The sequence below is a fragment of the Streptomyces sp. NPDC093546 genome (assembly GCF_044765045.1).
Lineage (GTDB): Bacteria > Actinomycetota > Actinomycetes > Streptomycetales > Streptomycetaceae > Streptomyces.
In genome coordinates this window covers 211779-222235 of the sequence record NZ_JBIWJG010000012.1, presented here as the reverse complement: position 1 = coordinate 222235, position 10457 = coordinate 211779, and the positions used below count along the sequence as shown (strand labels likewise).

Here is a 10457-nt window from a genome sequence, read left to right as displayed (position 1 = left end):
ACGCCCGGTTACATTCCGAACCCGGAAGCTAAGCCTTTCAGCGCCGATGGTACTGCAGGGGGGACCCTGTGGGAGAGTAGGACGCCGCCGAACAAATATTGTGGGGAAGCCCCGCACCTTTATGGTGCGGGGCTTTTCTGCGTTCACGACCCAAGGGCCGGCACCCCTGTGCGCGAGGCGGGCCGTGCTGACGGTAAAGTCAGGGGGCATCGTTGGCACGTTCCCCAGGAGGCCCCGGGTGGAGGTACAGGAGACCCGCGTTCAGACGGACCGGGTGCTCACCATCCCCAACATCCTGAGCATGGCTCGCCTTGTCGGCGTACCGCTCTTCCTGTGGCTGATCCTCCGCCCCGTCTTCGAGGGGCCGAATAGTGACGGCTGGGCTCTCCTCGTACTGATGCTCAGCGGTGTCAGCGACTATCTCGACGGCAAACTCGCGCGTCGATGGAACCAGATCAGCAGTCTCGGACGTCTGCTCGACCCGGCCGCCGACCGGCTCTACATCCTTTCGACGCTCCTCGGGCTCACCTGGCGCGAGATCCTCCCTCTGTGGTTGACGATCGCACTATTGGCCCGTGAGCTGATGCTGCTGGTGATGGTGGGAATCCTCCGCCGGCATGGCTATCCCCCGCCGCAGGTGAACTTCCTCGGGAAGGCCGCCACGTTCAACTTGATGTACGCGTTTCCGCTCCTTCTGCTCAGTGACGGAGACGGGTGGCTGGCATCACTCGCTGAAGTTTTCGGGTGGGCGTTCGCCGGATGGGGTACAACTCTCTATTGGTGGGCAGGGATCCTCTATGTGGTCCAAGTCCGCCGACTTGTCAAGGCGGATGCCACAGCCGATTGAGCCTATCCCTCTGGTGCGGCGCAGCGACGGAGCGCGCCCCGAAGACGTAAGACGGCCAGTTACCGGATGGGTGAAGTCGGCTAGACCGTCGTCTCTGCAAGGAGGACGCTTCCGACATGAAAGCCGTTGTGATGGCTGGCGGCGAAGGCACGCGCCTTCGCCCCATGACCTCGAGCATGCCCAAGCCACTCCTGCCGGTGGCAAACCGGCCGATCATGGAGCACGTGCTGCGGCTGCTCAAGCGGCATGGGCTCACTGAGACCGTCGTAACCGTGCAGTTCCTCGCCTCGCTCGTGAAGAACTACTTCGGCGACGGCGAAGAGCTCGGCATGGAGCTCACCTATGCCAATGAGGAGAAGCCACTCGGCACCGCGGGGAGTGTCAAGAACGCCGAGGAGGCACTGAAGGACGACGCCTTCCTCGTCATCTCCGGTGACGCGCTCACCGACTTCGACCTGACCGACCTCATCAGGTTCCACAAGGAAAAGGGCGCACTCGTCACGGTGTGCCTGACCCGGGTGCCGAACCCGCTGGAATTCGGCATCACCATCGTGGACGAGGAAGGGAAGGTGGAGCGCTTCCTGGAGAAGCCCACCTGGGGGCAGGTCTTTTCGGACACGGTCAACACCGGCATCTACGTCATGGAGCCGGAAGTCTTCGACTACGTCCAGCCGGACGTCCCGGTCGACTGGTCCGGTGATGTCTTCCCGCAGCTGATGAAGGAAGGCAAGCCGATTTACGGCTATGTCGCCGAGGGCTACTGGGAGGATGTCGGCACGCACGAGAGCTACGTGAAGGCCCAGGCCGACGTCCTCGAGGGCAAGGTCGACGTCCAGCTCGACGGCTTCGAGATCTCGCCGGGCGTGTGGGTCGCCGAGGGTGCCGAGGTGCACCCGGACGCGGTGCTGCACGGGCCCCTGTACATCGGGGACTACGCCAAGGTCGAGGCCGATGTGGAGATCCGCGAGCACACCGTCGTCGGGTCGAACGTGGTGGTGAAGAGCGGCGCCTTCCTTCACAAGGCGGTTGTTCACGACAACGTCTACATCGGGCAGCACAGCAACCTGCGCGGCTGCGTGATCGGCAAGAACACCGACATCATGCGGGCCGCCCGCATCGAGGACGGCGCCGTCATCGGCGACGAGTGCCTCGTCGGTGAAGAATCGATCGTTCAGGGCAATGTGCGGGTCTATCCGTTCAAGACGATCGAGGCCGGCGCCTTCGTCAACACGTCCGTCATCTGGGAGTCGCGCGGGCAGGCCCACCTCTTCGGGGCCCGAGGGGTCTCCGGCATCCTCAACGTGGAGATCACGCCCGAGCTGGCGGTCCGGCTCGCGGGCGCGTACGCCACGACGCTGAAGAAGGGCGCGACCGTCACCACGGCGCGTGACCACTCCCGGGGTGCGAGAGCGCTCAAGCGAGCGGTCATCTCGGCGCTGCAGGCCAGCGCCATCGACGTACGCGACCTGGAGAACGTACCGCTGCCCGTCGCGCGTGAGCAGACGGCCAGGGGAAGCGCCGGCGGCATCATGATCCGGACGTCGCCCGGGGTGCCCGACTCCGTGGACATCATGTTCTTCGACGAGCGTGGCGCGGACCTCTCGCAGGGCGGGCAGCGGAAGCTGGACCGGGTCTACGCGCGCCAGGAGTACCGGCGGGCCTTCCCCGGTGAGATCGGTGACCTGAGCTTCCCGTCCAGCGTCTTCGACTCGTACACCGGGTCCCTGCTGCGCAATGTCGACACGACGGGCATCGCCGAGGCGGGCCTCAAGGTCGTCGTGGACGCCTCCAACGGGAGCGCCGGGCTCGTTCTCCCGAGCCTCCTCGGTCGGCTCCAGGTCGACTCGCTGACGATCAACCCGGGTCTCGACGAGTCGCGGCCCACGGAGACGGCTGAGTCCCGGCGCGCCGGGCTGGTACGGCTCGGCGAGATCGTGGCCTCGGCGCGGGCGGCGTTCGGTGTCCGCTTCGACCCGGTCGGCGAGCGGATCTCGCTGGTCGACGAGCGCGGCCGGATCATCGAGGACGACCGGGCCCTGCTGGTCCTGCTCGACCTGGTGGCCGCCGAGCGGCGCAGCGGGCGCGTCGCGCTGCCGGTGACCACGACGAGGATCGCCGAGCAGGTCGCGGCGTACCACGGCACGCAGGTGGAGTGGACGACGACCTCGCCCGACGACCTGACGCGCGTCGGCCGCGAGGAATCGACCATCTTCGGCGGCGACGGGCGCGGCGGCTTCATCGTGCCGGAGTTCAGCAGCGTCTTCGACGGTACGGCGGCGTTCGTGCGGCTGATCGGCCTGGTGGCGCGTACGCAACTCACCCTCAGCCAGATCGACGCGCGCATACCCCGCGCTCATGTGCTGCGGCGCGACCTGGCCACCCCGTGGGCGGTCAAGGGTCTCGTGATGCGGCGGGTCGTGGAGGCGGCCGGGGACCGGCACGTCGACACGACCGACGGAGTACGGGTGGTGGAGGCCGACGGCCGGTGGGTGATGGTGCTGCCCGACCCGGCGGAGGCCGTCACCCATCTGTGGGCCGAAGGGCCGGACGACGCGTCCGCGCAGGCACTGCTCGACGAGTGGGCCGCCGTGGTGGAGAGCGCCGGTCGCTGACGTCCTGAGACGGATCCTGAGGGGATCCCCTGATACGGATGTGCCGGGAGGTGCCCACGGGCGCCCCCGGCACACCGGTGGGGCCATTCGGCGGTAGCAGCCGCGACGTGCGACGATGTGCGGCATGTCGCAGCAGCCCCCCGTTCGGAGCACAGGTTCCCCGCCTCCGCGTCCCGACGCGTCCATGTCGCTGCTGACCAATGTCATGGACCACGCGCTCGACGACGGGTACGCGGAGGCCTCGGCACGCCGCACCGCCGAGGGCGGCGGTTTGCCGCGCACGCTGCGGGCCAAGCTCGGGCTCGCGGCGGGGCTCGTGCTGGCCGCTGCGGTGGTCACGCTCGGCGCCGCGCAGGCGCAGATCTCGGCCCCGGTCGTGGCCAAGGAGCGCGAGGAGCTCATCGACCGGATCGAGTCGGAGACGACCGCGGCCGACAAGCTCGAGGAGCGGATCGAGGCGCTGCGCACCGAGGTGGGGGAGCGCCAGCGCAAGGCGCTGCAGGAGCACGGCGGGGACCAGGGGGAGCTCGTGGCGCTGCTCTCCGGGGCGACGGAGGTACGCGGCCCCGGCGTCAAGCTGGTCGTCGACGACGCCAAGGACACCGAGCAGGGGGGCGACGGGCCGCGTGAGAGCAGTGGCTTCGCGGACACCGGGCGGGTGCGCGACCGTGACATGCAGCGCGTGGTCAACGGGCTGTGGCAGTCGGGCGCGGAGGCGGTCGCGATCAACGGGCAGCGGCTGACCTCCCTGTCGGCGATCCGCGCGGCGGGCGACGCCATACTGGTGGACAACAAACCGCTGGTGCCGCCGTACACGGTGCTGGCGGTGGGGGACGGGAACAAGCTCAGCACCGCGTTCCAGGACAGCCCCGACGGGCAGTACCTGCACGCGCTGCGGGAGAACTTCGGTATCCGTACCAGCATTTCGGGTCAGGGAGAGGTGCGCCTGCCGGCCGCGTCCAGCCTGATCGTACGCACAGCAGAGCCGAGGCCCGCCGGAACCGGCACGGATGCCGGGCGGGGCGCGGCCGACACAGGGAAGGGCACATCTTGATCGCCGTACTGGGCCTCGTCGTGGGAGTCGTGGTCGGCCTGTTCATCCGGCCCGAGGTGCCGGCGGTCGTCGAGCCCTACCTGCCGATCGCCGTCGTGGCGGCGCTCGACGCGGTCTTCGGAGGGCTGCGGGCCATGCTCGACGGGATCTTCGTCGACAAGGTCTTCGTCGTCTCCTTCCTCTCCAACGTCGTCGTGGCGGCGCTGATCGTGTTCCTGGGCGACAAGCTCGGCGTCGGCGCGCAGCTGTCCACGGGCGTGGTCGTGGTGCTGGGCATCCGCATCTTCTCCAACGCCGCCGCCATCCGGCGGCATGTGTTCCGGGCGTGAGGCCGATGAGCGAGAACGAACCGACCCCGCACGAGCAGCCGGAGCCTCGGCGACCGGATCCTCAGCGCCCGGAGCCGAAGACTCCGCAGGCCGAGCCCCGGCGGGCGCTGCCGCCTGAGGCGAGCAGCCCCGAGCCGCCGTCGCCGACGGCCGGGCGGCCGCACGGCGCCGAGTCCGGACCCGGCGGGCCCGCGGAGCCCGAGATGACCGGGCGGCAGCGGCTGGTGGCCGGCCTGTGGCCGCCGCGCGTCACGCGCGCCCAACTCATCGTCGCCGTCCTGCTCTTCGTGCTCGGTCTCGGCCTGGCCATCCAGGTCCGCTCGACCAACGACAACAGCGCCCTGCGCGGGGCACGCCAGGAGGACCTGGTGCGCATCCTCGACGAGCTGGACGACCGGACGCAGCGGCTGGAGGCCGAGAAGGCGCGCCTGGAGGACCAGCGCACCGAGTTGGTGAACAGCTCCGACCAGGCGGAAGAGGCGCGCAAGCAGACCCTGGAGAAGGAGCGTCAGCTGGGCATCCTCGCCGGTACGGTGGCGGCGCAGGGTCCCGGGATCACGCTGACGATCGACGACGGGGCCGGGGCGGTCGAGCCCGACATGCTGCTGGACGCCGTTCAGGAGCTGCGCGCGGCGGGCGCCGAGGCCATCCAGGTCAATGACGCCAGGATCGTCGCCGACACGTACATCTCCGGCGAGGCCGGGGACATCGAGGTGGACGGCCGGAAGATCAGCGCACCGTACCGTTTCAAGGTCATCGGGAAGCCCCAGGACCTGGAGCCCGCGCTGAACATCCCGGGAGGCGTCGTACAGACGCTGGAGAAGGAGCAGGCCACCGCGGCGGTCACCAGGTCGGAGAAGATCGTCGTGGATGCCTTGCGACCGGCGGAGCGGCCTCACTACGCTCGGTCGTCATCGCAGTGAGGCGGGGGTGCATGGGGGCCGCGAGACAAGGGCATGAGGTTGCGGGGGGTCGGCGCATCACCCGCATGGTGCGTGGTGGAAACTGTCCGGAGGATACGGACGTTGTGAGGGTGTCCGGGTCGGCAGGTGTGTTCAGTCAGGGTTCGTCCTGCCCCACGGGCGGGTCTGTTTCGGTCAAGGGGAATCGCCCGTGAAGTTGTTTGCGAAGTTGTTCGGCAAGAGCGCACGCGAGGACGGCAGCAGTGCCAAGCACCGCGCGCCGCGCCATGCCCAGAGTGAGGAGCAGGGCGGCGAGCGCCCGCTGTTCCGCGATGAGGTCGCCGGTCCGGGCGGTGTTCCCGGGGGGCAGGGCGCGTCTGTTGACCCTGCTCGTTCCGGCCGCATAGGTTTCGGGGAACCATCGACCTCGAGTACGGGCGGAGACTCGTCCATGCCGGTTTGTACGAGGTGCGGGCACCGTAACGCCGAGGCGAGCCGGTTCTGCTCCAACTGCGGCGCGCCGCTGCGAGGGGGCGTCCCCGCGGAGCGCGCCTCCGAGACGACGTCGACCATCTCGATTTCGGGCCTGGAGGCGTACGACTCCGAGGCCACCGGTCAGACGCAGCTGCCGTCGCTGTCGCCCGAGGCCCAGGCGGCCGTGGAGGCGCTGCCGCTCGGCTCGGCGCTTCTGGTGGTGCGCCGCGGGCCGAACTCGGGCAGCCGCTTCCTGCTGGACTCCGACCTGACGACGGCCGGCCGCCACCCGCAGAGCGACATCTTCCTCGACGACGTGACGGTGTCGCGGCGTCATGTGGAGTTTCGCAGGTCGCCGGACGGCAGCTTCACGGTCTCGGACGTCGGCAGCCTCAACGGCACGTACGTCAACCGGGAGCGCATCGACTCGGTGCCGCTGTCCAACGGCGACGAGGTGCAGATCGGCAAGTACCGGCTGGTCTTCTACGCGAGCCAGCGGGGCGTGTGACCCGGCAGGGGAGGCGCATGCCGCGACCACCGACGGGCGGTGCCGGACACGGCACCGCCGGGGCGGCCGACCAGCTGGTGAGCATCGGGACGGTGCTCAACCAGCTGCGGGAAGAGTTTCCCGAAGTGACCATCTCCAAGATCCGGTTCCTGGAGGCGGAGGGGCTCGTCGAGCCGCAGCGGACGGCTTCCGGATACCGGAAGTTCAGTCCCGCGGATGTGGAGCGGCTCGCGCGGATCCTGCGCATGCAGCGGGACCACTACCTGCCGCTCAAGGTGATCCGCGAGCACCTCGACGCCCTGGAGCGCGGGGAGCAGGTGCGGCTGCCCGCCCCGGCGCCCGGCGGGCGCCGGGAGTCGCCGGACGGCGACCCCTGGAACTCGGACGCGGACGCGCCCACGGCGGCCAGGGTGGGCCGTGCGGAGCTGCTCGCGGCCGCCGGGGTCGGCGAGGACGAGCTCGCCGAGTGGGAGGCGTACGGGCTGATCACGCCCGTGGCCGACGGCGCGTACGACGCCGAGGCGGTGACCGTCGCCAAGCTCGTCGCGGAGCTGGGCGGTTTTGGTCTGGAACCACGCCACCTGCGGGCCGTGAAGGCCGCCGCCGAGCGTGAGGCCGGGCTGGTCGAGCAGGTCGTCGCGCCGCTGCGCCGGCACCGGAATCCGCAGACCAGAGCCCATGCGGAGGCGACCGCGAAGGAGCTCGCGGCCCTGTGCGTACGGCTGCACGCGGCGCTGCTGCAGACGGCTCTCGGTGTCCGGTTGCACTGACCTCCGAGGAGCCGGGAGGGGCCCCGACTACCCAAACCGGTCCAGCACGTCCTAGGGTTGCAATGTGAACGAGCTCGATGTTGTCGGTGTCCGGGTGGAAATGCCGTCCAACCAGCCGATCGTGCTCCTGCGTGAAGTGGGAGGGGATCGGTACCTCCCCATCTGGATCGGTCCCGGGGAGGCGACGGCGATCGCCTTCGCCCAGCAGGGCATGGCCCCTGCGCGACCGCTCACCCATGACCTCTTCAAGGACGTACTGGAGGCCGTGGGTCAGGAGCTGACCGAAGTCCGGATCACGGACCTGCGGGACGGGGTCTTCTACGCGGAGCTGGTCTTCGCCAGCGGTGTCGAGGTGAGCGCCAGGCCGTCCGACGCCATAGCGCTGGCCCTGCGGACCGGTACGCCCATCTACGGAAGTGACGGGGTGCTGGACGACGCCGGGATCGCGATCCCGGACGAGCAGGAGGACGAGGTGGAGAAGTTCCGCGAGTTCCTCGACCAGATCTCGCCCGAGGACTTCGGCACCAACAGCCAGTGACCCGGCCGTCGGTGGCGTCGGCGCGGTGAACCCGCGGCGGCGTCGGCCGAGCCGGTGTCGGTGATCCGAGTCGATCGAGCGCTGATCGGGCATCGATCGACGTCGACCCGAGGAGGGCCGTAGGGGTCGCCTTCAGCGCATTCCGTGATGTGTTCCCCGACGGGGGACACGGGAAACCACCCTCAGGGTGATTATCACTCGGCGTGCCGAGTGTGGCGATCGTTGACGCACCCCTGGTGACTGCCTACCGTCGAGATGGCAGGTCAAGGACGGAGGGTCGGCGTGATGAGCAGCGGCGACGGTGCGGTTGGGGGTATCCCCGGACGAAGTCTGGGGCAGAGCGGGCCGTATCCGCTTCACGGAAACGCGTCCGTCCATGGGGTCGTTCAGGAGGAGTCGGCGGATTCGGCGACCGATATCATCGGGTACCGGGGGCCGACCGCCTGCGCGGCGGCCGGCATCACGTACCGGCAGCTCGACTACTGGGCCCGTACGGGGCTCGTCGAGCCGAGCGTGCGGCCCGCGTACGGGTCGGGGACGCAGCGGCTCTACAGCTTCCGCGATGTCGTGGTCTTGAAGATCGTCAAGCGGTTCCTGGACACCGGGGTCGCGTTGCAGAACATCCGCACCGCCGTCCAGCATCTGCGTGCCCGGGGCTTTCGGGACCTGGAGCGCATGACGCTGATGAGCGACGGCGCCACGGTGTACGAGTGCTCGTCGCCCGACGAGGTCGTCGATCTGCTCCAGGGCGGCCAGGGTGTCTTCGGGATCGCCGTGGGTGTGGTGTGGCGGGACGTCGAGGCGGCGCTCTCGCAGCTGCACGGGGAGCGCGTCGACACCGGTGAGACGCTCATCGGGCACAATCCGGCCGACGAGCTGGCGCGGCGCAGGCGCGACAGGGCCGTGTGACGGCCGCCCGGCAGTACCCGCGCGGTGGTACGGGATCGCACGTGCGTGCGGGCGATTGTCAGTGGCGTGAGGCAGCATCGGTGATGTGAGAGCCGCGCCGACGATTCTGCATCTGGACATGGATGCCTTCTTCGCCGCCGCCGAGCAGGCGGCGAAGCCGAGCCTGCGCGGAAAGCCCGTGGTGGTGGGCGGCCTCGGGCCGCGGGGGGTCGTCGCCACCGCGTCGTACGAGGCGCGGCGCTTCGGGGTGCACTCGGCGATGCCGATGGCGCAGGCGCGGCGGCTGGCGCCGAACGCCGCGTATCTGGTGCCGCGCTTCACGCTCTACCGGGCCGTGAGCGACCAGGTCATGGAGCTGCTGCGGCGGCTGTCGCCGCTGGTGGAGCCGCTGAGCCTGGACGAGGCGTTCGTCGACCTGGAGGCGGGCGGCACGGCTCACGACGCGGCGACGGCGCGGGCGACCGGGGAGCGCCTGCGCGCGGACATCCGGGCGGTCACGGGACTGACGGGCTCCGTCGGCCTCGCGGGCTCCAAGATGCTGGCGAAGATCGCGTCGGAGCAGGCGAAGCCCGACGGACTGGTGCTCATAGAGCCCGGGACCGAGCGCGAGCTGCTCGGGCCGATGTCGGTGCGGATCCTGCCGGGGGTCGGCCCCGCCACCGGCGAGCACCTGCGCCGGGCCGGGATGACGACCGTGGCCGATCTGGCGGAGGCGGGCGAGGACGAGCTCGTACGGCTGCTGGGGAGGGCCCACGGGGCGTCGCTGTACCGGATGGCGCTGGGGCACGACGACCGGCCCGTGGTCGCCGAGCGGGACGCCAAGTCCGTCTCCGTGGAGGACACCTTCGACGTGGACCTGCACGACCGTGTACGGGTGCGCCTGGAGGTGGAGCGCCTGGCCGACCGGTGCGTTCGGCGGCTGCGCGGGGCCGGGCGGTCGGGGCGGACGGTGGTGCTGAAGGTACGCCGGTACGACTTCTCTACGCTGACCCGATCCGAGACCCTGCGGGGGCCGACGGACGACCTCGCGGTGGTCCGGGAGGCGGCGGCCCGGCTGCTGGAGTCGGTGGACACCACGGGTGGCGTGCGGCTCCTTGGGGTGGGGGTGACGGGGCTGGCGGACTACACCCAGGAGGACCTGTTCGCCCAGGCGGCGATGGCGGAGGCGTCGGCCGGGCCCCAGGCCGGCACGGTCCCGGAGCCGCAGGAGCCGGCTGCCGGGGCCGGCGAGGCCGGTGTGGCGGGCGCGGCCGCTGGGACGGGGGCCGCGGAGGACGCCGACGGCGGCGGGGAGCGCAGGTGGCTGGCCGGGCAGGACGTCCGGCACGAGGAGTACGGGCCGGGGTGGGTGCAGGGCAGCGGGGTGGGGCGCGTGACCGTGCGGTTCGAGGAGCCCGGCTCGCCGCCGGGCCGGGTGCGGACCTTCCGGACCGACGACCCGGCGCTGGAGCCGTCGGACCCGCTGCCGCTGGTCGCGCGGGAGCAGGCGGAGCGGGCGCCGTCGCCCTGACGGG

The 10457-nt window shown here is 70.3% G+C and carries 10 protein-coding genes and 1 rRNA gene; all 11 read left to right on the top strand.

The annotated features are described in order from the left end of the window. Positions 1–93 (top strand): 5S ribosomal RNA (rrf, locus tag ACIRNI_RS25085); the annotation flags it as partial. 145 nt (positions 94–238) lie between these two features. Beyond that, entirely contained in the window at positions 239–847 is a 609-nt protein-coding gene (locus tag ACIRNI_RS25080) for a CDP-alcohol phosphatidyltransferase family protein (protein WP_403554480.1), read from the top strand. A gap of 116 nt (positions 848–963) precedes the next feature. After that, positions 964–3459, top strand: a complete 2496-nt coding sequence (locus ACIRNI_RS25075) for a mannose-1-phosphate guanyltransferase (RefSeq protein WP_355367142.1) — start codon at positions 964–966, stop codon at positions 3457–3459. A gap of 124 nt (positions 3460–3583) precedes the next feature. Then, complete coding sequence (locus ACIRNI_RS25070) at positions 3584–4513, top strand: DUF881 domain-containing protein (protein WP_403554478.1); 930 nt, start codon at positions 3584–3586, stop codon at positions 4511–4513. Continuing rightward, positions 4510–4842, top strand: a complete 333-nt coding sequence (locus ACIRNI_RS25065) for a small basic family protein (protein ID WP_064068997.1) — start codon at positions 4510–4512, stop codon at positions 4840–4842. Before ACIRNI_RS25070 ends, ACIRNI_RS25065 begins: the two co-directional genes overlap by 4 nt. A gap of 5 nt (positions 4843–4847) precedes the next feature. Beyond that, the gene (locus ACIRNI_RS25060; protein ID WP_403554477.1) at positions 4848–5765 is read left to right on the top strand and encodes a DUF881 domain-containing protein; all 918 of its coding nucleotides are present in this window, start codon (positions 4848–4850) and stop codon (positions 5763–5765) included. Positions 5766–5955: 190 nt separating this feature from the next. Then, positions 5956–6726 carry an FHA domain-containing protein gene (locus ACIRNI_RS25055; protein ID WP_403554476.1) on the top strand — a complete coding sequence of 257 codons (771 nt, stop codon included), beginning with the start codon at positions 5956–5958 and terminating at the stop codon, positions 6724–6726. 17 nt (positions 6727–6743) lie between these two features. Beyond that, the gene (locus tag ACIRNI_RS25050; protein ID WP_403554475.1) at positions 6744–7496 is read left to right on the top strand and encodes a MerR family transcriptional regulator; all 753 of its coding nucleotides are present in this window, start codon (positions 6744–6746) and stop codon (positions 7494–7496) included. A 64-nt stretch (positions 7497–7560) separates the two neighbouring features. Then, positions 7561–8034: a bifunctional nuclease family protein gene (locus tag ACIRNI_RS25045; protein ID WP_033327106.1), complete on the top strand. Its 474-nt coding sequence runs from the start codon at positions 7561–7563 to the stop codon at positions 8032–8034. A 285-nt stretch (positions 8035–8319) separates the two neighbouring features. Then, positions 8320–8943, top strand: coding sequence for a MerR family transcriptional regulator (locus ACIRNI_RS25040; RefSeq protein WP_403554474.1), 624 nt, complete (start codon positions 8320–8322; stop codon positions 8941–8943). A gap of 85 nt (positions 8944–9028) precedes the next feature. Further along, complete coding sequence (locus tag ACIRNI_RS25035) at positions 9029–10453, top strand: DNA polymerase IV (protein ID WP_403554473.1); 1425 nt, start codon at positions 9029–9031, stop codon at positions 10451–10453. The last annotated feature ends 4 nt before the right edge of the window (positions 10454–10457 follow it).